We start from the raw sequence: 23,411 nt of genomic DNA on the forward strand, positions 1-23,411 counted from the left end.
TCTTACCGCTTGGTAGAATTTCACCATGAATATGAGTCGGAAAAAGAATATATTGTTGGCCACCTTAACTATGGTGGGCTTGGCTCTGGGGGGACTGTTTGCGGTCTCTGGTAGCCAAAATGTGCAGGCAGCAGACCGCACCCCCACGGTGCGCGAATGCCGGGTAATGCATAACCAGGTAGCTAAGGGACAGCCGATCACCAATGTGGATACCTTTTTGATTGGTGCCACCAGTGCTGACTCCTATACTTTGTCGCTGTACCTGGGCAACACCAAATTCCGCCCGGCAATTGAGGCCGCCACCAAGATGTGGACCGAACGCAGCGGCGGGAAGATTAAGTTCAAATTCGTGGATTCGATGGATAATCGTCCGGTACGGGTAATCGATTCCCCCTATGCCGAGGGTAAGGCATTAGGCACCGCCTATGCTGCGCAAAGACTCATGTACCTGCGTCTAGATCGCAGCGGTTGGCTCACCCAAGTTTCAACTGTCACCCACGAGCTGGGACACCTTTTGGGTGTCGACCATACCTGTAGGGGTGATTTGATGGCGTCTGGTATGGATGGGGTTAAAGATTTCAACAACCCGATTCAAGATGCCGATGTGGCTTTGGCGTTGCAGGCCTTGGAGAAGCATTTAGGTTACCCGGCTGGATCCGAACCGGCTCAGCCCAGCGTAGATCCGACCACTGAGGCTCCCCAGCCGACCTCGGATCCGCAACCCAGTGAAACCGCTCAGCCTAGCGTAGATCCTACTACCGCAGCTCCCGAGCCCGGTCAGGAGGAAAAGCCCACCACTAAACCTACGACTGAACCGGCTGAACCTGCGGTTCCTAGCGAAACCGCGCAGCCTAGCCCGGATCCGACTACTGCGGCTCCTCAGCCCAGCGTAGATCCGACTACTGCGGCTCCTCAGCCGACCTCGGATCCGCAGCCCAGCGTAGAGCCTACTACCGCTACCCCGGAACCTACCTTTACTGAGGCACCGACTCCGGATGATCCGCCTACTGCGGTACCGGAGCCGACTACGCAGCCGGATAACCAAGCTGATAATTCCAATAGCTTTGTGGTTAAGGTACGGGTGTTCTTTGTGCGCGTGTTCTCTTGGATCGGCGGATTATTCCGCTCGATCTTCTCCTAAATCTCTATAACTAAGTTGAGCCCGCTGGATTCCAGCGGGCTCAACTTATAGCAGTTATCTAGCGGCTATACTTTCTGTCGGCTTCCTGGGCGCCGAGCTCGGCTTCAATCTCGTGAGAGCCGTCCTTGCGCAGCACCGTGAGTTTTACTTTGTCTCCCGGGTTATACCAGCGGACATATCCCGTCAACGCTACCCCGGAGCCCACCTGATGATCATCAATTTTGGTAATTAAATCGCCCTCTTTTAGGCCGGCCCGATCCGCGCCCGATCCGCGAACTACTGTGGACACCCGGGCCCCCATCCGGGACTCGCCCCCGATCTGGGCAACTGCCGTGTCAATGGTGACTCCCAGCATCGCATGAGTGACTTTCCCGGAGGTGATGATTTGATCAGCTACGTTACGCACTAGATTCACTGGAATAGCGAAACCGATTCCAATCGACCCGGCTTGGCCCCCATTTCCAGATCCCAGGGAAGCAATCGAGGAAGTAATGCCAATAACCTTCCCCGAGGCGTCGAAGAGGGGGCCACCAGAATTACCGGGGTTGATTGCGGCATCAACTTGGATAGCGTTAGTAACTACCTGCTGACCAGCACCGGAACGCTCGTTTAGACCGGGAATTTGCACTCCCGAACCTTCTTCCGATTGCGTAACCACTACGGGGCGATCTAGGGCAGAAATAATCCCGGTGGTGACCGTGTTTTCCAGCCCCAAAGGCGAACCAATGGCCGCTACCGGCTGAGCTACCCGCAAACCGGTAGAGGATCCTAACGCTGCCATCTGCAGATCCTTGGGAGGATTCACGAACTCTAATACCGCCAGGTCAGTAGAAGTATCGGATCCTAAAACCTTGGCGTCATATATTTTTCCGTTAAATAGCTCTATCTGGACCTTTGCCCGGCCTGAAATAGCAGAAGCTATTACGTGATAGTTGGTAATTACGTGTCCGGCCTCATCAAAGATCACCCCGGAACCGGTCTCTCCAGAATTGCCGGAAGCCACTTGGATGGCTACCACCGAGGGCTGCACCGCTTTGGCTACTGCCTCCCAGTTAGTGTTCTTGGCACTGGCTTGAACTACCGGAGCCTCGGTCGCCACTTTCACTGGAGATTTACCCAGTGAGGTAGTGCGGGACCCAAATTCGGAAGGCAAAAGCCATACACACAGGGCAGCAGTCACCGCGATCGCAATAGTTGCCAGCCATCCAGGGCCGCGTTTAGTTTTTTCTTTACGTTTGGTGGGCATGGGGGAGGGTTCCCAGGCGGGGTGCTCTGCGGATAAAAATGCTCCCTGCGGGGAGGCGGGGTAGGGAGTATCGCCATAAGGATTCGCCTCGAAGGCAGCGCTAGTTCCGCTCCCGGACTCGAAAGAGCTATTTGGTGCGAACTGGGGCGGAAAATCAGCGGTATTTCCTGCCTGTTCGGGGCTAAAGTCGTTGGAGAAGAAGTTTTCGTTTTGCGAGGAAGATGGCTCACCAACCCCGGAGTTATAAGGGGAGGAATATTCCGTTGACTGGGCAGCGGCAGCGGAAAAACCGGTACCGGCCTGGGGACTGGCGTCACTAGGGGAGGAGGTAGCCGCGCCGCTAATCGGCGAGGTGCCCGGTTGAATACTGGTGATTCTACCGGTTAGTTCCGGTTGCCCGTCCTCGCCCGCGTCCGCGCGGTTATTAATATTGTCGTGGCTCCCATAGCTGCCTGCCGGAAAACTGTTATTACTGGGCTCGGGGATTTCTCCGGGCCAACCTGCGCTTTGCCAGTCGTCCATCTCCCAGTCGTCCAACGGGTTAGTACCGTCTTGGGGTCGGGTCGAATCATTGCTGTTGGTCATGAATCTCGATCTCCTCTTATCTGCTGTGTCCCCATATTGACACGATGAACTGTTGCGACTCTGGATGTTTTCTGGGTGTTTTCTGGATGCCTAACTGGTTCCTATGTTGAGCCGGTATGTTAACTGCAGCCTGCAGCTATCAGCAGCTACTGGTTTTAACGCGGGCGCCGCTTTTTGCGATTCTGCTGGTTGGGGCGGTTCTTTTTCGGTTTCTTTTTCTCTTCCTCCATCGGTTCCTGCCCTTTTCGATTCCAGCGGGGATTCTCTAAATGCCTATCCTGCATCTGCTCGCGATACCAGGTGGGAGCCAAACGGGTACCCCGGGAGGGCGAAAATCCCAGCTGGCGATAGTAGGCGCGCAGCCAAGCCGGACGCACGCCCTCCGGATAGTAGAGGTTAGTCAACCCCCAAATAATTCCCACCAATCCGATAAGTGCGCCGACTAAAGAAACAGTGAGTAGCAGGTAATTCCAGGGGCGCGGGCTGGCGCTCGCCGGCAGACTCGCTCCGATCATCAAGAAAAACAGCCCCAGTGCCGGTAGGAACACCAACATCCAGCGCTCATCCATAATCAGGATGCCAGAGCGAGAAACATCCTTCTTTTGTTTCGGGATCCAAAAACGGGCTCTTGCGCTGCCGAGACGAACCCAGACGGAACCGGCTAAGAGCAACACGCCCATAAGTAAGGCAATAATGTGATTCATGAAACTAGCCTAACCCGTTTGGAGGCTTTGCAAAGATCCCGGCCAAAAGCGCCCGCGAGATTTATTCCTAATCTGCGCGAATGTAAAAACCGCCAGCGGGCTTCCCCGAGGTATTAGAGATACTGGCGAGCCAGTTGCACCGTGTGGGGGCCGTAGGAACCGCCAAACAGATTGGCGTGTACTGCCAATATATGGAGCTGGTGCAAACCGATGCGTTCTTCCCACCCCGCAGCTAAGGGGGAAACCTGGTTATATCCCTGGTAGATTTCCTCTAGATAGGGCTGCCCGAAAACTCCCAGGGCCGCCAAATCGGTTTCCGCGTGTCCGCCTGCCGGAGCCGGATCTATCAGCACCCCCACCACTTTGGGAAGGGGCTGCTCCGAGGCAGCGCCCCGTCCTGCCAGAGCAGGAAAATGTTTTAAAGCTCCCGCGGGTGCCCACATTACGTTCCCGGTCCACAGATCACCGTGAATCCGCGCCGCCCGCGAGTTTACTAGCTCCGGTTCGGGAACATCGAAGATTCCATCGCGTAGGCGCTCAGCTAGCCGTTCTAAAACCGCGGCCCCCGCGCTGTCAATAGAGCCATTAGCGAGGGCAGGCGGCAGATTCGGCAAAATCCGGTGATCAGCGAAAAACTCGCCCCAGCTTTGCCCATCGTCCTCGTAGATTAAATCCATTCGGGAGCGTCCCATAAAGCCGGGACCGGAATAACCCAGAGGCGGCTGCCCGAACCAATCTGCTCCGCCCGCGTGAGTAATCGCCAAGGCTGCCCCGAAAGCCCTCGCTGCTTCGCTGGTGATAGCGGTAGAGGGAATCAGTTCGGTATCTAAAAATCCGGGTCCGGAAGCCGCGACTTTCACCACGTGCGCCCCGCCTTTATCCATCGGCTCAGCCAGCCACTTTAACCCCAGTTCTTCTAGTTCCAGAGCCTGGGGATGGCGATTATCAACCTTGTGGTAAACCTGCTCACTCATAGCCCTATTGTGCCAGCCAGGTACCGGTGTGGGCTAGCTCGCCAGATTTGGCGATAAATACGCCTGGCAGTCTAGGCTTAAAGCATGACTCCAGAAGAACTAAGTGCCCTTATCCGCCAGATTCTTGTCACCCTGGCAGCCGACACCGGTTTAGATCCGGATGCTATCCCGGAAACCGTGAAAGTTGAGCGTCCCCGTTCGCGCGATAATGGCGATTGGTCAACAAATGTGGCTATGCAGCTGGCAAAGAAAGCAGGTATGGCGCCGCGCGACCTTGCCGCCAAGATTACTGCCCAGCTTGACCAGGTAGCAGGCATTTCGAAAACTGAGGTGGCCGGGCCCGGGTTCGTAAATATCTGGCTGGGAGCCGCCGCTGCCGGGGCGCTAGTGTCAACGATTTTGCAGGCCGGGAAAGACTACGGGCACAGCGAAGTTTTGAGCGGGCAAAACATCAACGTGGAATATGTGTCTGCCAACCCTACTGGCCCCATCCATTTGGGGGGAGGACGCTGGGCGGCAGTAGGCGACACCCTCTCCCGGATTCTGGCGGCCAGCGGGGCAAAAGTTACTCGCGAATACTATTTCAATGACCACGGCGCCCAGATCACCCGGTTCGCCAAGTCGCTTTTGGCGCGGTGGCAAGGCAAAGAGGTGCCGGAGGATGGTTACGGCGGGCAGTACGTCCTCGATATTGCGAGTAAAGTAGCAGCGCGCGCCGCTAAAGAGGGCGTGCAGCTAGCGGAGCTGCCGGAAGCGCAGGCGGAAGAATATTTCCGGGAAGCCGGCACCACCTTGATGTTTGCCGAGATCAAAGAGTGTTTGCATGATTTCCGCGCCGATTTTGATGTTTTCTTCCACGAGGACGAGCTACACACTTCCGGGGCAGTTACTGACGCGATCGAAGAACTGCGTTCCCGCGGCGTCATCTATGAAAAAGATGGCGCTACCTGGCTGAAGTCCACTAAATATGGGGATGATAAAGACCGGGTGATATTGAAGTCGGATGGCGAACCCGCCTATTTCGCAGCCGATATTGCCTATTACCGGGACAAACAGTGCCGGGGAGCCACCCACGAAATCTTGATTCTGGGCGCTGACCACCACGGATATATTGACCGCATGTATGCCATGTGTGCAGCCTTTGGGGGCAAGCCGGGTCAAAGCCTAGAGATCATTATCGGGCAGATGGTGAATCTGAAAGAAAACGGCGTGGAAGTGAAAATGTCGAAACGCGCCGGCACGGTCATTACTCTAGATGACCTGGTAGATGCGGTAGGAGTCGATGCTGCCCGCTATTCGCTGGTGCGAGTCTCGATGGATTCCACTGTCGATATTGATCTAGATTTGCTGCGCTCCCACACCAATGAAAACCCGGTTTACTATGTGCAATACGCGCATGCCCGCACCTGTTCGGTGGGGCGCAATGCCGATGAAGCCGGAGTGAAAGCTGATGGTAAATACGATGCGTCCTCGCTCTCTAGCCAAGCAGATAAGGATCTGCTAGGGATTTTGGCGCAATACCCGGCAGAGTTGAAACTGGCTGCGGAAGAGCGCGAACCCCATCGGATCCCGCGCTACCTGGAAAAACTGGCGGCTGGTTACCACACTTGGTACAACCAGTGCCGGGTGATTCCCCGCTCCGGCGAGGAAATAACCGACGCGCACGTGGCGCGCCGGCACCTGAATGAGGCCGTGCGACAAGTGCTAGAAAATGGCTTGGATCTTTGCGGAGTGGTAGCTCCCGAGCGGATGTAATGGGAAGATAGGGGCATGGCAACCGTACCGACCACTAAGGCTGCGCGCGAGGAAGCGATCCGTGAAATCCTCAGTCAACAGGAAATCTCTAGCCAGTCACAGCTGCTTACCCACTTGGCTGAACGCGGAATCCCGACTACCCAAGCTACTTTGTCGCGGGATCTTTTAGCTTTACGAGCCACCAAAGTGCGTGCTACCAGCGGTAAAACTATCTATATGCTGCCGGAGCCCTATCCGGTGCGAGTGCGGCGGGGACAGGAAGATCCCGGTAATGAAAAGTTGGCGAAATGGTGCCAGGACCTGCTGGTATCTTCCGCAGTGGTGCATAACCAGGTAGTGCTGCGCACCCCGGCGGCAGGCGCCCAGTTGCTCGCAGGCGCGATCGATATGGCGTGGTTTGATACTGTGCTCGGCTGCATTGCCGGTGACGATACTATCTTGGTCATCTGCAAAACTGACGAAGATGCTAATGCCCTAAACGAGCTGTTCATGCAGTTCGTTACCGATTAGTTTGCGATGCAATGAGCGTGGGGTCTGGGTTTTATCCGAGTGGGTGCGGTGGGCATAAGAATTCGGAAAACGTCGCTACGTTTTCCGAATTCTTGGGCGGGAGGAAAAATCCAGACCCCGCGCGTTCCCACCGCGAGGCTAGTGTGTGAATCACATTAAATAAGCTGTCTCGGATTTGGAGGGCTTATTGGCTCTGTCTTAGACTGGGATAGTTGCTAAGGCAACGGCAAATGCGCTCGTGGCTCAACGGATAGAGCATCTGACTACGGATCAGAAGGTTGCAGGTTCGAATCCTGTCGAGCGCGCCAAACCCCGTCCTCGTTGCGACCCAGCGGTGACGGGGTTTTTCCAATTCCTAAAACATGTTTCCAACCCTATTTCGTGGTTAATACCCGCATCAATGCCGGGCATCCAGCGGACGAGTGAATCTAATGGACTCCGCCGAAGTTGGTTAGGGGCCAGACGATCAGCAGGGCTTTGCCGACGATTTGGTCTTCGGACACGGTGCCGATGGCTTTGGTGCGTGAATCTACCGAAATAGAGCGGTGATCGCCCAGTACGAAGTAGCGGTGTTCGGGCACTTGGTAAGGGAATTTGATATCGGTTTTACCGATTTTGCTACCTTTGACGTAGTTTTCGCGTAAGGGTTTCTTGTTGACCACAATGGTGCCGTCTTCACGCATATCAATCCAGTCACCCGGCTGCCCGATTACCCGTTTCAACAGCACTTTGTTGTTGTAATAAAAAGCGATGATATCGCCACTGTGGAAGCTGGAGTGGCGACTGGCAACCACCAAGTCCCCATCGTGCAGGGCGGGGGTCATGGATTCGCCCCGGATTTGCAGCACCGACATAAAGAAGGTGGCAACCAGGATCCCGATGGCACTCACTACGATGATCACTTCCGCTATCCGCACCAGCAGCCGAAAAACCGGGAGGACGCGTAGCTTTTCCCACTGGGCTTTAACGTTAGAAGCGGCCTTGGCTAATTTTTCGCCGTGGTCAGCGTGATTAGAAGTTGACTTAGCCTTTGGCTGCGGGGAGGCCTTATCTACCTGGGGAGGGCGACTGGCGGGGTCTAACTCCTTTTCCCCGATATCTTCCTGATCTTCCGGGTTTTGGCTCAAAGTAGAGCCGTCAGCATCTGAGTGGTCGTGGCGATTTTCCTTCAGGGTGCGGCGCGGCTCAAAATGCCGAGGCCTAGCTGGCTGTTCGGTTACTACCAGCGGCTTTCCGGGGTTCTCGCTGGGGATCTTGAGGTAAGAGGAAACCGTATCGCTGGTTTCGCCACGTTTGCGGCGTGCAGAACGTTTGGGCAGGCCAGAGGCGGGTTGAAAATCACCCATCTGCTACCTCCGCTTAGCTTGCTGCCTATTAGTGTACTTTAGCGCTTGTTTCTTTGATGCTACGGCATCTTTACTGCTGTCCGCTTCGGGCATCCCCTAAAACCAAAGAATTCTGTTTCACCGGGGCAGGAGTTTTTAGTTTACAACTCGCCATTTACTTTCGGGAGTTGATTCTTCTTCCGCGGGTAACCGCAAATTTTTGGAAGTCCGGCAAAATAGGACTGCGGTTCTAATGCAAAGAAAACATTAGATTGATACCATGTTCATGTTGCTTTAATTGAAGAGGGTTAATGCAACTGTGTCCCAGTTTGAGGTTTATTTTAGTGCGGCGTAGCACGGGAAGTGAGGAATAATGGGCACTCGTATTAGAAGCAATTCGCGCGTGGGGGGGGGTAATCGAGTTCTTGCCGGCATCTTCCTGCTATTGGGTTTGATTGCCGCATTTTCACTATCCTTTGCGCAACTAGCATCGGCATCCCCCTTGCAGCCTGCGGGCTCGAACAAGGATGTACCCCATAGTGATATACCGATGCCTCCCTGTTCTCCGCAGATTACTATTACCGCCCCCGAAGGTGACCATACTTACGGTGCTTATCAGCTCTTTGATGGTGATCTTTCTGGCGGCAAACTAACTAACATCAAATGGGGCGGTGGGATTGATCATGCTGCCCTATTAACAGAACTTTCAAGCAGCAATATCGCAAAGCTTAAGGTAGTTACCGCAAGTACCACAGCCCCGGAGCTGGCAAAACTGCTGGAATCATTGACAACAGATTCCGAGAAAATGGACTTTGCCAAAGCGGCAATGAAGCACATTACTGGTACTCCTAAACCCTTCGTTAAATCTGGCGATGCTCCCAATTTCGAGTACACCGCCAAGTTGGGAGATAATGACCACGGCTACTACCTGGTGAAAGATACCACTAACACACCTGCGGCTCTTACTGCGCCGATAGTGCAGGTTTTGGGTTGTTATGTATCTGTTGCGGCCAAGGGCTCGGTGCCTAGTTCCACTAAGGAAATCAAAGAAGATTCCACTAAAGCATGGGGCAAGACGGCTGACTTTGAGATTGGGGAGAGCGCACCCTTCAAACTGACCGGTACTATGCCCAGCAACCTTGCGGACTTCACTACCTATAAATATGGTTTTACGGACTTTATTTCTAAGGGCTTTACTTTGCCCGCCGGCTTTGCCGCTAAAGATGTCACAGTAACAGTCGGAGGAAAGAAACTTACTCCCGATACTGTAACTGCCACTCCGATTACTAACGATGACGAGGGCGCCGAATATAACGGTGGCCAAAAGATCGAAATCGTGTTCAACGATCTGAAAGCCGCCGCGAAAGCCGCTACCGTTGACCTAACCGCAGACTCGGTAGTGACGGTGGAATACTCCGCGACTGTGAATGAGAATGCCGTGATTGGTGGAGTCGGTAACCCCAACAAGTCCCTGGTGGTCTATGAGAAGGACGTTAATGGCGGAGTTCTCGGGAAAACCCCACCTCAAGAGGTTTGGGCTTTCACCTATCAACTAGATACCACCAAGGTTGATTCTGCCGATGCGAACACGAAGCTAGCAGACGCGGGATTCGTTCTGTACAACTCGGACAAGAGCAAGAGCGCCGAGATTGATGAGAATGGCAAGGTTGTTAAGTGGGTTGCCGGCGACGGTGGTACCGAAATCAAATCCGGCTCAGACGGCGTTTTCAATATCACCGGTCTGGATACCGACACCTACTACTTGAAAGAAGTTACGGCTCCCTCGGGCTATAACCTGCCCGAAGGAGACAATGCCTTCTTCAAGTTCGTTATCACGTCCACTGTGAGCGTGGATAGCGGTACTAATAAAGGCAAGATCACTGACCTGACCATCACCGTAGGAACAAACCCTGCTACCAAAGGCGATACCACCAAGGGTTCAGTCGCGATGACCATTACTAACACCTCCGGCTCTACTCTGCCGGGAACTGGTGGCATCGGTACGGTCATCTTTACGGTGGTTGGTTTGCTAGTGATGGCGGGAGCAGCCGGCGGATTCGTCTGGCGGCGCCGTAAGCAAAACAGCTAAATAAAAACCCGATCATGGAGGACACATGGTCGTGTGGTCAGAGGATCTTTCTCTGGCCACACGACCGGCACCACTCACACAAATCTGTATGGAGTGAATGCCCTGCACCCAGGCAGGGTTAGAGAGGGAAAATAAGTGCAACAGTTGCAGGTAAATCCAGAAGTGGCTCCCACCACTGATTTCCTGGAAAAAATGCGCCAAAAATCCCGGGCTCTCCTTCATGAACGGCAGCAAGCGCACCCGGACGGTGGCAGTCCCACCCCGGATGCCTCCGGATCCCCGGAGGGTGCTAAGCGGTCGCGAATCCCCGATATTGCCTTCGTAGTAGTATTCCTGGGCGGGATGTTGGTGTTCTTTTACCCGGCTATCAGCAACTACTGGAACACTCTGCTCCAAGGACGCGCGATCGCGGAATACACCCAAACCGTAAATAAGATGCGTCCCGCAGAAATCCAGGAAGCCTGGGATGAGGCCGAAGCCTATAACCGGGAACTGCTTTCTAACCAGGCGCGCTACCATCTCTCCCATTCGCAAATGCAGCGTTATCTTTCCTTATTAGATATCGGGAAAACCGGGATGATGGGGCATATCGAAATCGAGAAACTGGGGGTAGATTTACCCATCTACCACACCACCGAGGATGTGGTGCTGCAGATCGGCGCGGGGCATGTGCCCGGCAGTTCGTTACCGACCGGCGGGGCAGGCACCCACACGATTTTGTCTGGGCATCGGGGATTGCCCAGTGCCAAACTATTTACCAATCTTGACGAGCTAGAGGAGGGCGATCGTTTCGTGTTACACGTGCTAGATCGGGACCTGGCTTATCAAGTTGACCAAATCCGGGTAGTCGAACCTAAAGAGCTATCGAATCTACAGATTATTTCTGGTCAAGACTACGCGACTTTAGTAACCTGCACGCCCTATGCGATTAACACCCACCGCCTGCTGGTGCGCGGTCACCGGGTTCCCTATGGAGGGGACGCCGGCTATGTGCCTGCCGATGCGGTCGCGATGGATCCGGTGATGATTTCGCTAGCCATCTCGGTGCCGGTGTTAGGAATCATTTTGGCAATCACCGTAACTCATGTGCGGCGTCGCCGAAAGCAAGCGGGAGAAATGACGGAAGTACTATGAGCAAAGCATTAAAGTTCACCCGCTTATTAGGGATGTTTGCTGCTACCGTCTTGGCGGCACTGCTGGGAATCGGGATGCTCGCTCCTGCGTTAGCGCAAGCCGAACCCTCCGCTGATTCTTCGGAGGCAAGCGGTGAAACCAGCGCCTCCTCCGGTGCTATCTCCCTGGATTTAGTAAATCTGGAAAAGATTGATCAAAACGCAAAAGGTACGATCACTCTTGATTTTCACTATGAGGGCGCGCCTTTGGTAGGGGTGAAAGTCTCCGCCTATCGGATAGCGCAGGCTAAGCGTCATTTCCCTGCTCAGCCGGCCTATCAGCAGTATTTGCGGGCTTTAAAGTGGAATGATTTCCAAGATAAAAGCGGGGCGATTCCCGCTAAAAGGGGCAGCGCTAATGCTACCCAGTGGGCGGACTTAGCAGATAGTCTTGCTAACCATATCCATGCTGACCAGGTGAAACCGGATGCGGTGGCGTCCTCGGATAGCAACGGGAAAGCAACCTTTACTGACCTGAACGTAGGCGTGTACCTGTTACTGGCTGACCCCTTTACCAATGCGGGTGCCGGCGGGGAAACCTATATGTTTAGCCCCGCGATAGTTACCCTGCCGAATATGACAGACGGGAAACTGCAATACGCAGTAAACGCAGTCGCCAAGTTATTAAGAGTGGTTCCCAAGCCAGCGGAATACCAGGTGGTTAAACACTGGCAAGACGGCGGCAACCAAAAATCACGCCCGCGGGCAGTAAAAATTCAGATTCTGCGAGACGAAGAATTATTTAAAACCATCGAGCTGAACAGTGAAAATAACTGGTCCTATCGCTGGGAGGACAGTAAGGGACACCGTTGGGCGGTAGCTGAACAGCTCAGCAACACCCCCTATACCGTGCGTTATGAGCAGGTGGGCAAGGTGTTTACGGTTACCAATACTTTGGTTCCCGAAAATCCCCCCAAGCGTCCTCCGCTCACTAAAACCGGAGCGAATCTAAGTTATTTATGGTTAGCCCCCTTGCTGATGGTCTTAGGGGCAGCCGGAATCGTCTTGCGGCGCGGGCAGCTAGCGGCAGCCAGCGGCCGTGGCCTCACAGCGGATAGGGCGGTAAAAGCTAAGCAAAACCGCGCAGATGGGGAGGCGAAATAGTGTTTAAGCAACTCTATAGAGACCGCACTCGGTTACTCGCTATTCTGGCGGCGCTTTCTTTCTTCGTAACCACCCTGTTACTGGCGATTCCCTCCTACTCTTTGGGCATCAAAGAGGCCAATAATCTGGGCGCAGGTGAGGTTGCCCGGCCCATGGGGGCGCCCATTAACTGCACAGTAGACCCCGGTACGGCGACTACTGAAACCTTAAAAGCCGGCGATGGGCAAGTGGCGATAGTAAATACCCAGCCCGGAGAAGATAATCCCGAAACTGAAAAAACCGAGGCGATTAACTCCGATAACGTAAGTCAGCGTTGGACTGGGGAAGCCTTTAGTCAGATTATCGGGATTTCGAATAAGGCGGCCGCTACGGGCAATCTTTATCGGGTTTATTTCCGTTTCGATAATAAAACTGCCGCTGCCCCCGGCTATGTTTTAGGCGGAAAAGCAGACAATAAACTCGAGGTAGGCAACACCTATTATCAAGGGGAGGGAAATAAGAACCCCTACACCTTTAACCAGGTACAAGATAGTACCGGCAAGGATATTCCCGGCTACTATTACATTGAGGTTGCCGGTTCTAATATCGGGGATGCCTTCTCACTTCCGGTGAAAGCCAAGCATGATTCCCCGACTTCAGCCGGGGGAGATCTGAAAGTTTGGATTGAGGAACTTTCTCCCGAGGAGGCGACGGCTTTAGGTAAGAAAGGCCAAGAACCTACCTGTCGGGTACAGAAAACTACTTGGGATACTATCCGGCAAAATTATGAGGCTAAGAAAGAGCTGCTCAATAAAGACCCGGTTAATTGGTTGGGTAACCCGCGTCCGGATCCTGTGTGGGGATCGGCGACCGACCCCAGCATTGCCTATGATCAGGACAGCGGCAACTATTACATTAAGAACCTGCGTTACACCTTCCGTAATACCCCGGTAACTACTCCGGGCAAGCCCAGCGCTGAAATCGGTCAGGATCCGGCCACCGATTCCAGCTATGTGGATACTTTTACCCTGCCCGAAGGGGTAGAGTTTAACCCCGAATACCTAAACAAGGTGGGGAAAACTGGCACAATTCGGGAATGGTATACCAAGATCCCGGGGTGGACAATCAGACCGGGGGACACATATAGCAATGGCCTCTATACAACCGTAAATTTTGATAACAACGGTGAAAAAGTCCCGCTATTCGCCCTATCCGCCTCTGATATTTACCGCAGCTCACTTAGCTACGAGTTCGACACCGACAAGCGCACTCTAAAAATTACCTACGATTTGGCTGCCAATCAGAATAAACCTCGACTGGTTGGTCGAACTGTCGATATTCGGTTCGGTGACAATTTCTTGCTGGTCAAGAACCCGCAGCCAGATCAAACGTATAATCTGCACAATGAGTTTGCGGCAACTACCGAATACACCCACACGGGTCCCGCTAAATCTGAGGCAGCAGTTACTAATCCGGTAACCGTAAAAGGCCCGGTTCCTGAGTTAACTAAGACCCACGAAGGGAAAGGACAAAGCTTCTACCGGGGCGACCCCATTGACTTTACGATTACTGCCACTAACAAGGGAACTGGCCCCTGGAAGATTAATGAGGGGAAACCGGATGAGGGGATTATTGCGGATCACCTGCCGGAAGCCTATTACGTTGCGCCCGCGCAGATGGCCAAGATGTTTAGTGAGGACGGAGATGGGCTCACGATTAAGATCACCGGAGCCAAGATCTGTGATAACTACGTAGCCGCAAAACATACCACTACCAGTGGTAAAAAGGGTGACGGGCAGGCCTATCTGGATTGTGCTACCGCTAAGACTGCAGATTTGACCCTCACTAAACAAGCCAATGGCAAGATAGCGATCACCCAGTCCGGAACTACCACGGAAGTTGACAACGAGGCTACTGCGCTGCAGGCAGCCCTAAAAGATCTAATAGTAGTGCAGAGCACCCGCTATCAGGTGGCCTGGGAAGTTCCCAACCATTTGATTTACGGGGGTCAAAGCGTCAAACACGTAGTGCGAGCCACCGTTAAAGATGATTTCATGGCCGGGCCAGATTTCACCGCGGAACAAACCACCAACAAGGTGAATCTGAACGATGTAAATGTTCCCGACGAGGTAACTACGGTTAACTCTTTTAAAGTTAATAAAACCGCCTATGTGAAGAATAAAAAGGTAGAACAAAAGGGAACAGCGATTCCGATTGGAACCGTAGTTAAATATCAGCTCTCTCTGGAACGCAAAGGGGGGAAAGCTGAATATAACGCCCTGCCCTTCACCGATAAACTCTCAGGGGCGCAAGTGCTGCTAGTTCCGGTAACCGGGGAGAACGCTACTAACCCGACTCTGTTGGGACTGAAAAAATACAACTATAACGGACAAGATTATTACCTGCTAGATAAACCAGGTACCTATGAAAATGTCCATTTCAGCGCCACCGAAACCGTAGGTGAATCCTCCCAGAGTAAGGACTTTATTGCTGACCGGATCGTAGTGAAGAAACTTGATAATGGGGCGGGTATTAGCACCTCGACCTATTGGTTTATGGCCAGCCAAGATTTCGCTAACCCCTCTACGGTCAGCGTGGACTATCTGACCCTAACCGATCCGGAAAAAGCTGGATATACCAAGGTAATACCGGGGCAACCCGATGCCTTAAATATTGGCGGGGTAGAGCCGCCTGAATACACCATTACCGATAGAACGGAGATGAGTATCTCCAAGCTGGGGGCCGACAAGAAGATTGTCACCAAGCGGGGCGCAAGTTCTGGGGAGGACTCTCTGGTGAGCCAAAGCCCCCTGAAACCCGGGGAACAAGTTACCTATCGCCTGGGTCTGTCCGTATTCGGGGATCAGCCTTTTAAGCTAACTGGCAATCAGATATATGATGCCCTGCCGCCTAGCTTGCCCGGTAAACCCTGGACTAAAAAGGACTTGACCCTGGAGGTTCCAGCAGGGCAAACCGGGCTAAAAGTAAAAGCCGGTGATTTGAATAGCTGGACGATAACCAATGCTAATCCAGCAGGTGGCACTCCCAGTGACACCCAGCAATACCTTGTTTGGGATCAAAGCGTACAGCTGGAAGTATCCGGTTCGGTATATATGTATGTAACCTGGCAGCTACCTCAGGGAGCAGACTGGGATAGCTACCGGCAAAAATATCAACTAGACACCTTGTTTAACACTTGGCATGTACTTAATGACTCCTATGCGGTGAGCCACTACCTGGGCGGGAAAGCCGGAGCCACTTTGCAAAAAGGGGTAGCCGACACTGGGGTAGTCGGGAGAGAAAACTACAGGGTAGAAACCGAAACCAAGTATTCATGGGGTGGAACTGGTTCTGGTAGCAGAACAAGAGATTACACGGTCCTAAAACCAGATGAAACCAGCACGGGCCGGGTTACTTACAATAACTCTGCGCAAGATCCCTCTGCTAAGAACTACAAATATGTGCGCTACTACAACGTGTTGCATAACGATGGGGAATCCCGCCTGTACATTAATGACATTCAAGACGTCTTACCGAAAGGGTTCCACTTCATCGCCGGCATTGATGATCAATCAATTTTGAAAAATGGGAAAAGCCACAAGGACGAAGACGGAAACGACGTCTATACTAACTACAAATACAGCAAAACCGGTAAACCCGCGCCCGATGGTATCGGTTTTGAGCTAGACAGCCGGGAGGATACCTATTATGACCAGGTGTTTCGTGATGATTCACCTCGTACTAGCTACTTGCCTATACACAAAACCTGGAAATCCAGTGCCGAAAATACTCCGGTAGATTTCCCGGGAGAAAAACCTAAAGTTGCTTCCTTACGCGCGATTGTGGATTCTCAGAACCCGCGCCGCGTAACTTTCCGCCTCGATAACTCCCAGGCAGGTTCCAATTTGGGATATGACGCCGAGCGGGATAAATACTATTTGAACCCCGGGGAAACCGTAGGGTACAGCTACCTGGTGGTAGTCGGCGAAGAAATCAAAACCGAAGATTTAAGCCGTAACCAGATTGTAATGCCCTACGACGATCAGCAAGGTCAAAAAATCCAACTAAATCCCGAGGTGAAGATTACTTCGCAGCCCTTAGGACAGGCGCCAGCAAATGATGGGGATCGCCAGATAATTGATACCAACACCGCCAATCAAAGCGGTTTTGTAGGAGGAGACGATAACACCCAATGGTTATCCTCCCAAGTGGATGTTACTCGCGGAAAAGTCTTGCCGGGAGTTTCTAAAAAGCTAATCTCCAAGAAAAATGCGGCCGGGACAACTACTACAGATCCCAAGGCTGCCGCCTACCCTGATACTTTAACTTGGGAAGTAACCGCCCATAACGATGGGAAACAGCCAATCACCGACTATGTAATCAGTGACCGTCTGGATCCCAATTATCTGTTTACCGGTAAGGTTATTTACACCTGTGATCCTCCCAAGTTAGACAACAGTGGCGGGACTACCTGGTCAAGTGACAGATGCACCGACGGTTACGATTTAGCTACCTTTGTTGATAATTCTTGGGAATATGATGCAAATGGCACTCCCAAGAGTGTAAAAATCAGTTACTTTGCCCCTCACTACAGCACAGCCACTTCCACTTTGCAGGTAAATGGGGCTCCTATAGCCGTACTGGGAAGCAATAATGTATTTCACCTTTCGCTCACTTTAAACGAGGGAAAGCTGCAGCTGAATGTACGTGTCATTCCCGGCACGGACGACAAGAAGTGTCCACAGCTTGGATATGCTGTAAAGGGCAATCCCCTATTGCCGGATGGAAGGGCCACCTTAAAGCTCTCCAGCAGGAATCCGAAGCAAAAGGGTGAGTATCGGATGGTGTACAACAGCGCCTACGTAACTCCTATCGGGAAAAATTTTGACCAGAGTGCCCTTAAGCATGGTTCTAACGCCGAGCAGGATTTGACGTTATCGACCACCACCAGCACGAACCAGAATAAAGCAGGACAGCCGGATTCTAGTACTAACCCCTACTATTGCTGGGGCAACGGTTACACCAGCTACCTTTGCGCCAGCGAAAACAAAACTAATCTGCCCAGCGTGCAGGCTGACGCCTTCGTGCCGATTGCGCAAGACGCCTATACCTCTTCGATCCAGAGCGTAGAAGAAAAGGTGAAGCCGGATAACAAGGTGACTTCCAACGGCGAGACCAACTATATTAGCCTGCCCACTCAAAGCTCGCTATTCACCTACACCTTAGAGGTTAAGAACAACACTGATAACGCCATCCCGCGTATGACCCTAATTAATAACCTGCCGCAAACCAAAGATAACTATACCTTTGAGGAAGGCCCAGGGCGGGGATCACAGTTCCAGGTAGATTTTGCGGATGAACCCAATTTGACCGTGGAAGTGAATAACGGGGACGGAACCTGGACAGCCGTAGATCCCAGTAAATATACGGTGGAATATTCCGATAAAGCTATCGGGTTCACCAAAGAGGAATGGAACGGCAGTGCTACCACCGGTTGGGGAACTGAACGGAAAGCTAGTTCGCGCTCCTTGCGCGTTAATTTGAAAGACAGTGCCGACATCCTCAAGGGAGGCGCTTCCATGCGGGTGCGTTTCGATGCCAAGATCGCTGGCGGGGCAAATCCCAAGCCCGGCGAGATTGCCTGGAATACCTTCGGCTATAACTACCGCGCACCCGGACCCGGAGGCTTGGACTTGGAGGCCATCCCCCTCAAGGTCGGGGTGAAAGTACCAGCAGAAATGCAATTGCAAAAGCAGGTACAGGACGAAAATAAGGAGCCTTTGCAGCTCAGTGAGAATACCGCATACACCTTCGTGGTCTATACCGGGGAAAAACTAACCCCCCAAGAAATGACCGAGAAAAAAACTTTGATCGAAAACCTCGAGAAAGCGGGGCGCAGCTATATTCAGGTGACAGTGCCGGTAGCCAAAGGCGCCTCGTCCTCGGCAAAGATTTCCCTGACTTCCCTGGCAGGCCAGCCCGCCAGCCCCTCGGGAACCTGGTCCTGGCAGGACGGGCAGCGCTACACTCTGGCGGAGCTACCTCCCACCGATGGGACGGAGTTCTCTAAGTACCAGGTGACCACGAGCAGCACGGAGACCCCGGTTGAGCACGAGGGAGATTATTCCTTTAGCTATGACGCCAATGAAAACGTCACGATTACCGGTACCAACATCCGCAGCAAGTGGGAAATCAACCTGTTCAAAGCGGATGGAGATAACTGCGGTGAAGGTGGCACCTGCACTAAGGGGCTGGCCGGAGCGGTGTTCGGGTTGTACTCCCCGGATCAGTCCCAGCAGATTAAGCCGGAGAAGCTGCAGGAGGCTGGTCTCGGCGACCTCGCTGACAGCGCCAAGACGGTCAAGCAGGGAGAAACCACCTACTACCTATCGCGCGTGGTTACCACCGCTACTGATGGCAAAGCCCAGTTCAAAGACTTGAATAAGCAGGAGTATTTCGTAAAAGAACTGAAAACTCCCGACAAGTACACCGCAACTTGGGAGGGGCAGCTATTCCAAAAGCCTGCTCCCGAGGTGGCGGGCACTCAGCTAGGGAGTGCCGATAACCCGGTGATGGTCAAGAACTATCAGCCCTATGAACTGCCGAAGTCAGGAGGCATCGGCACCCTACCCTTCACGCTGTTCGGCTTGCTGATCTGTGGGGGAGCTGTCTATGGCTGGTTGCGTTATCGCCGCCGCCTGGAAGCCTAGGCGCTCGGGTGCGGTTTTAGCGGGGACGTCTGGTTAGCTCGCCGGGTTGGTCACCAAGCCAACTTTTCATAAAGTGGATTTTATGAGGAACAGGAATCGGCAGGCTATACCGGGGTCTCAGGACGCTGGCTCCAGCTCGGCCGATGCTCCTCATAATCGCGCTCATAATGCTGGGAAGGATTCTCGCGAGAATAACGGAACAGTAAGCGAGGCTGCGAGTAAAGCTCGCCGGACCCGCTGGATACGGTGGCTACAGGTTATCTGTATTGCGCTGAGCTTGCTGCTAGTGGCGCTGCTGGGGTTCTTCTGGTGGCAAGGGCACAGCGACAATAACGAAATAGATAACCTCCTGACTAAAACCCAGGAAGTTATTCCCGGCTCCCGCCAGGTGGGAGTAATCGCCACCCAAACCCCCGAAAACGCGAAAAAATCCGGCGCGTCCTCCGGGAAAGTCGCTGATAAGCGTAAAAAGGGTGCCACGGAAGATACTTCTGCCCCCGGTAACGCTAACGCCTACCTCGAGACTGTGAATCTTTCCGGGTATGAGGTTACCGGGATATTGCAGATCCCAGACCTGAATCGAAGCTGGCCGATTATCGCGAGTGGGGATCCGGCGGCGACCGCGAAAATCCCGAGTATCTATGGAGGTAACCCGGCCAGCGGGAATCTGGTGATCGCAGACAGTCCGGACAATCAGCAGTTTGCGGGGCTTAAAGACCTGCCAGATGACTCCGAAGTAGTATTTACCGATATTTCCGGACGTGAATACCGCTATCAAGTGGCAACCGTAGAAACTGTTCCGAGCAGTAAATTAGCCGCGATTTCGCGACACCGGGAAAGATGGGATGCGGCAATCTTTACCCCCAACTTTTCGGGCCGCGGGCAAATAGTAACCCGCCTAGTAAAATCCGAAACTAGGTAAGTATTTCAACTCAAGTGAATAGTTCTTTCCCGGTCAGGTGAGGAAACTTACAGCACAAATAGGGCTATCAACTTTCTTTTAGCTGCGCATCTGCACTAAGCTAAAGGGGTTGCGTTCCGCCCTGGAAAGTCACGGCAGAGACCTGGTGACCTGCAAAAGCAGATCATTTTGAGTCTGCCACTTTAGTGGCCAACTGGGGAGCCGGCCTCGCCGGGCAACAGGAAGAAACAACCTAACGGGTGCATTGTGCCCAGGTTTTAGGAGAACACGATGATTCAACAAGAGTCGCGACTGAAGGTCGCCGACAACACCGGAGCAAAGGAATTGCTTTGCATTCGGGTGTTGGGCGGCTCCGGGCGGCGCTTTGCAGGTATTGGTGACACCATTGTTGCCACTGTAAAAGACGCTATTCCCGGCGGCAATGTCAAAAAAGGCGAAATTGTTAAAGCGGTAATCGTGCGCACTCGTAAAGAGCGTCGCCGTCAGGATGGTTCCTACATCCGCTTTGATGAAAACGCTGCAGTTATTTTGCAGCCAAGTGGAGAACCGCGTGGCACGCGTATTTTCGGCCCTATCGGTCGGGAACTGCGTGACAAGAAGTTCATGCGCATTATCTCTCTGGCTCCGGAGGTGCTGTAAATGGGAGCGAAAATAAAGAAAGGCGATCTGGTAGAGGTCATTGCTGGCCGCACCAGTGACGAAAAGAAACTGGCCAAGCGCAACGAGCGTCGCGCAGAAAAAGGCCTGCCCGCCCTCAAACCGGGGGACAAGGGCAAGCAGGGTCGGGTACTCGAGGTTTACCGTTCCAGCGACCGGGTATTGGTCGAGGGCGTAAATATTCGTACCCACCACTCTCGCCAGGGTCAAAACCAGCAGGGACAGGCAACCGGCGGTATCGAATACCGTGAGGCACCGATTCACATTTCCAATGTGGCCCTGGTTGATCCCAAGACCAAGAAGCCTACACGGGTTGGTTTCCGTGAGGAACAGGCAGAACGCGGAGGCCGTCTGCGTACGGTTCGAGTGCGTTACGCGAAGCGTTCCGGGGAGGACATCTAATGGCAGAAGCAAAAACTGTGGCTCCGCGCCTAAAGGTGCGCTACCAGGAAGAAATCCGCAAATCCTTGGAAAAGGAGTTCGGATACAAGAACGTTAACCAGATTCCCGGCCTGGAAAAAGTGGTCGTGAATATGGGTGTAGGCGAAGCCTCGCACGACTCCAAATTAATGGAGGGCGCACTTCGCGACCTGACCGCGATTACCGGGCAAAAGCCGGTAGTTACCCGGGCACGTAAATCCATCGCGCAGTTCAAACTGCGTGCTGGCCAGCCGATTGGCGCTCACGTGACCATCCGCGGGGATCGCATGTGGGAGTTCGTAGACCGTTTGGTCTCCACCGCCCTGCCGCGTATCCGTGACTTTAGGGGACTAAGCCCCAAACAGTTTGATGGCCGTGGGAACTACACTTTCGGTTTAACCGAACAGGCCATGTTCCACGAAATCGATCAGGATTCGATCGATCGCGTGCGCGGCATGGATATCACCCTGGTTACCACTGCTAACAGTGATGAAGAGGGGCGGGCGCTGCTGCGCGCGCTGGGCTTCCCGTTTAAGGAGGAACGTTAATGGCGAAAACGGCGCTGAAGAATAAAGCGAAGCGTAAGCCGAAGTTCAAGGTGCGTGCCTACACCCGGTGCAACCGGTGTGGCCGTCCTCATTCGGTATATCGCAAGTTCGGACTTTGCCGTGTCTGCCTACGTGAGCTCGCTCTACGGGGCGAACTCCCGGGCGTCACTAAGAGCAGTTGGTAAAACTACTACGTTGCAGGTCTGAAAAAGAAACCGCAGCGAGGAAGGGTTAGAACCCCAAAATGACTATGACAGATCCCATCGCAGATATGCTGACGCGTCTGCGTAACGCCAATGCGGCGCATCTGGACAAAGTGTCTATGCCTTCATCGAAAATGAAGGCGGGAATCGCCAAGATTCTTGAAAACGAAGGCTACATTGCCAAAAGTGAAGTGACTGATGCCCGCGTAGGCAAGACCCTCACTTTGACCCTAAAATATGGAAGCAAACGCGAACAGGCGATCACCGGTTGCAAGCGGGTTTCCAAGCCGGGTCTACGTAAATACGTAAAATCTACTCAATTGCCGAAGGTCATGGGAGGCCTCGGGGTAGCGATCTTGTCTACCTCTTCCGGTCTCATGACTGACCGTCAGGCACAGGACAAGGGTGTAGGCGGGGAAGTCCTTGCCTACATTTGGTAAGGGGGAATAAGGAATGTCACGTATTGGCAAGAACCCGATCTCCCTACCTTCCGGGGTAGAAGTAAAGATCGACGGTCTGAATGTTTCAGTTAAGGGCCCTAAAGGCCAGTTGGAACGTTCTTTTAGCGGACCGCTGAAGATTCGGGAAGAGGACGGCAAAATCCTGGTGGAGCGGGAAGAAGATACCCGCGAAGCTCGCTCTTTGCACGGCCTTACCCGCTCGCTGATTTCCAATATGATCGAGGGCGTAACTAACGGTTACTCCAAAGAAATGGAAATCGTGGGTACTGGTTACCGCGTATTGACCCGCGGCAGCGATATTGAGCTGCAGCTGGGCTTCTCGCACCCGGTACCGTTCAAAGCTCCCGAAGGTATCGAATTCAAGGTTACTAGCGCGCTAACTTTCACTATCTCCGGCATTAGCAAGGAGCTAGTGGGCGAGACCGCCGCGAAGATCCGCAAGATTCGTCCTCCGGAACCCTATAAGGGCAAAGGTATTCGTTACAAGGGCGAATTCGTTCGTCGCAAGGCCGGAAAGGCGGGTAAGTAAATGTCATATACCCCTAAAGGTAAAGGCAAATTCGTCGCTCGCAAACGCCGCCATATTCGCGTCCGTAAACGGGTATATGGTACGGCGCAGCGCCCTCGTCTGGTGGTTACTCGGTCTAACCGCCACATGGTTGCTCAGGTCGTCAATGACGATTTGGGACACACCTTGGTTTCAGCTTCCACCCTGGAAGCGGAGCAGCGAGGCGAAAAGATGAAGAAAGTTGATGCGGCTCGCCAGGTTGGCGAACGTATCGCCAAGCGTGCCCTAGAGGCAGGCATCACGGCTGTCGTGTTTGATCGCGGTGGCAACAAATATCATGGTCGCGTCGCCGCGGTGGCTGATGGTGCCCGCGATGGCGGTCTGAAGCTGTAGAGGAG

The 23,411-nt window shown here is 53.3% G+C and carries 19 protein-coding genes and 1 tRNA gene; 16 read left to right on the forward strand and 4 right to left on the reverse strand.

From position 1 onward, the window contains the following. The first annotated feature begins 25 nt into the window (after nucleotides 1–25). The gene (locus tag AC1EKS_RS06885) at nucleotides 26–1,141 is read left to right on the forward strand and encodes a hypothetical protein (RefSeq protein ID WP_481008613.1); all 1,116 of its coding nucleotides are present in this window, start codon (nucleotides 26–28) and stop codon (nucleotides 1,139–1,141) included. 58 nt (nucleotides 1,142–1,199) lie between these two features. Here the strand turns inward: AC1EKS_RS06885 and AC1EKS_RS06890 are convergent, their stop codons facing one another. The 3 genes from AC1EKS_RS06890 to AC1EKS_RS06900 form a co-directional block, all read right to left on the reverse strand. Continuing rightward, nucleotides 1,200–2,972: a S1C family serine protease gene (locus AC1EKS_RS06890; RefSeq protein WP_481008612.1), complete on the reverse strand. Its 1,773-nt coding sequence runs from the start codon at nucleotides 2,970–2,972 to the stop codon at nucleotides 1,200–1,202. 155 nt (nucleotides 2,973–3,127) lie between these two features. After that, nucleotides 3,128–3,676: a hypothetical protein gene (locus tag AC1EKS_RS06895; RefSeq protein ID WP_481008611.1), complete on the reverse strand. Its 549-nt coding sequence runs from the start codon at nucleotides 3,674–3,676 to the stop codon at nucleotides 3,128–3,130. A gap of 113 nt (nucleotides 3,677–3,789) precedes the next feature. Beyond that, on the reverse strand, nucleotides 3,790–4,650 hold the full coding sequence (locus AC1EKS_RS06900; RefSeq protein ID WP_481008610.1) for a fructosamine kinase family protein: 861 nt from the start codon (nucleotides 4,648–4,650) through the stop codon (nucleotides 3,790–3,792). A gap of 84 nt (nucleotides 4,651–4,734) precedes the next feature. Between AC1EKS_RS06900 and argS the strand changes: the two genes are divergently transcribed. From argS to AC1EKS_RS06915, 3 genes are all read left to right on the forward strand, one after another. After that, the gene (gene argS, locus AC1EKS_RS06905; RefSeq protein WP_481008609.1) at nucleotides 4,735–6,405 is read left to right on the forward strand and encodes an arginine--tRNA ligase; all 1,671 of its coding nucleotides are present in this window, start codon (nucleotides 4,735–4,737) and stop codon (nucleotides 6,403–6,405) included. A 15-nt stretch (nucleotides 6,406–6,420) separates the two neighbouring features. Continuing rightward, nucleotides 6,421–6,915 carry an arginine repressor gene (locus AC1EKS_RS06910; RefSeq protein ID WP_481008608.1) on the forward strand — a complete coding sequence of 165 codons (495 nt, stop codon included), beginning with the start codon at nucleotides 6,421–6,423 and terminating at the stop codon, nucleotides 6,913–6,915. Nucleotides 6,916–7,147: 232 nt separating this feature from the next. Continuing rightward, nucleotides 7,148–7,223 (forward strand) — tRNA-Arg (locus AC1EKS_RS06915). 120 nt (nucleotides 7,224–7,343) lie between these two features. On the opposite strand, the gene lepB is transcribed toward AC1EKS_RS06915, so the two are convergent. Then, the gene (lepB, locus tag AC1EKS_RS06920) at nucleotides 7,344–8,261 is read right to left on the reverse strand and encodes a signal peptidase I (protein WP_481008607.1); all 918 of its coding nucleotides are present in this window, start codon (nucleotides 8,259–8,261) and stop codon (nucleotides 7,344–7,346) included. Nucleotides 8,262–8,643: 382 nt separating this feature from the next. Here lepB and AC1EKS_RS06925 point away from each other — a divergent pair, with 382 nt between their 5' ends. From AC1EKS_RS06925 to rplR, 12 genes are all read left to right on the forward strand, one after another. Beyond that, nucleotides 8,644–10,329 carry an isopeptide-forming domain-containing fimbrial protein gene (locus AC1EKS_RS06925; protein WP_481008606.1) on the forward strand — a complete coding sequence of 562 codons (1,686 nt, stop codon included), beginning with the start codon at nucleotides 8,644–8,646 and terminating at the stop codon, nucleotides 10,327–10,329. A 135-nt stretch (nucleotides 10,330–10,464) separates the two neighbouring features. Next, entirely contained in the window at nucleotides 10,465–11,463 is a 999-nt protein-coding gene (locus tag AC1EKS_RS06930) for a class C sortase (protein ID WP_481008605.1), read from the forward strand. Then, nucleotides 11,460–12,605 (forward strand): Cna B-type domain-containing protein, encoded by a 1,146-nt coding sequence (locus AC1EKS_RS06935; protein WP_481008604.1) that lies wholly within the window; start codon nucleotides 11,460–11,462, stop codon nucleotides 12,603–12,605. Before AC1EKS_RS06930 ends, AC1EKS_RS06935 begins: the two co-directional genes overlap by 4 nt. Continuing rightward, nucleotides 12,605–19,294: a SpaA isopeptide-forming pilin-related protein gene (locus tag AC1EKS_RS06940; protein ID WP_481008603.1), complete on the forward strand. Its 6,690-nt coding sequence runs from the start codon at nucleotides 12,605–12,607 to the stop codon at nucleotides 19,292–19,294. Before AC1EKS_RS06935 ends, AC1EKS_RS06940 begins: the two co-directional genes overlap by 1 nt. 82 nt (nucleotides 19,295–19,376) lie before the next feature. Then, nucleotides 19,377–20,216, forward strand: coding sequence for a sortase (locus tag AC1EKS_RS06945; protein WP_481008602.1), 840 nt, complete (start codon nucleotides 19,377–19,379; stop codon nucleotides 20,214–20,216). Nucleotides 20,217–20,486: 270 nt separating this feature from the next. Then, nucleotides 20,487–20,855 (forward strand): 50S ribosomal protein L14, encoded by a 369-nt coding sequence (gene rplN, locus AC1EKS_RS06950; protein ID WP_022864701.1) that lies wholly within the window; start codon nucleotides 20,487–20,489, stop codon nucleotides 20,853–20,855. Then, on the forward strand, nucleotides 20,856–21,275 hold the full coding sequence (gene rplX, locus AC1EKS_RS06955; protein WP_481008601.1) for a 50S ribosomal protein L24: 420 nt from the start codon (nucleotides 20,856–20,858) through the stop codon (nucleotides 21,273–21,275). It abuts the gene before it with no gap. Further along, the gene (rplE, locus tag AC1EKS_RS06960) at nucleotides 21,275–21,841 is read left to right on the forward strand and encodes a 50S ribosomal protein L5 (RefSeq protein WP_481008600.1); all 567 of its coding nucleotides are present in this window, start codon (nucleotides 21,275–21,277) and stop codon (nucleotides 21,839–21,841) included. The genes rplX and rplE overlap by 1 nt, the downstream gene beginning before the upstream one ends. Next, the gene (locus AC1EKS_RS06965) at nucleotides 21,841–22,026 is read left to right on the forward strand and encodes a type Z 30S ribosomal protein S14 (RefSeq protein ID WP_022864704.1); all 186 of its coding nucleotides are present in this window, start codon (nucleotides 21,841–21,843) and stop codon (nucleotides 22,024–22,026) included. Before rplE ends, AC1EKS_RS06965 begins: the two co-directional genes overlap by 1 nt. A 59-nt stretch (nucleotides 22,027–22,085) precedes the next feature. Further along, entirely contained in the window at nucleotides 22,086–22,484 is a 399-nt protein-coding gene (rpsH, locus tag AC1EKS_RS06970; protein WP_481008599.1) for a 30S ribosomal protein S8, read from the forward strand. 13 nt (nucleotides 22,485–22,497) lie between these two features. Next, nucleotides 22,498–23,034, forward strand: coding sequence for a 50S ribosomal protein L6 (gene rplF, locus AC1EKS_RS06975; RefSeq protein ID WP_481008598.1), 537 nt, complete (start codon nucleotides 22,498–22,500; stop codon nucleotides 23,032–23,034). Continuing rightward, nucleotides 23,035–23,406, forward strand: coding sequence for a 50S ribosomal protein L18 (gene rplR, locus AC1EKS_RS06980; RefSeq protein ID WP_022864707.1), 372 nt, complete (start codon nucleotides 23,035–23,037; stop codon nucleotides 23,404–23,406). The last annotated feature ends 5 nt before the right edge of the window (nucleotides 23,407–23,411 follow it).

It is taken from the genome of Varibaculum sp. C0165D1, from assembly GCF_056590355.1.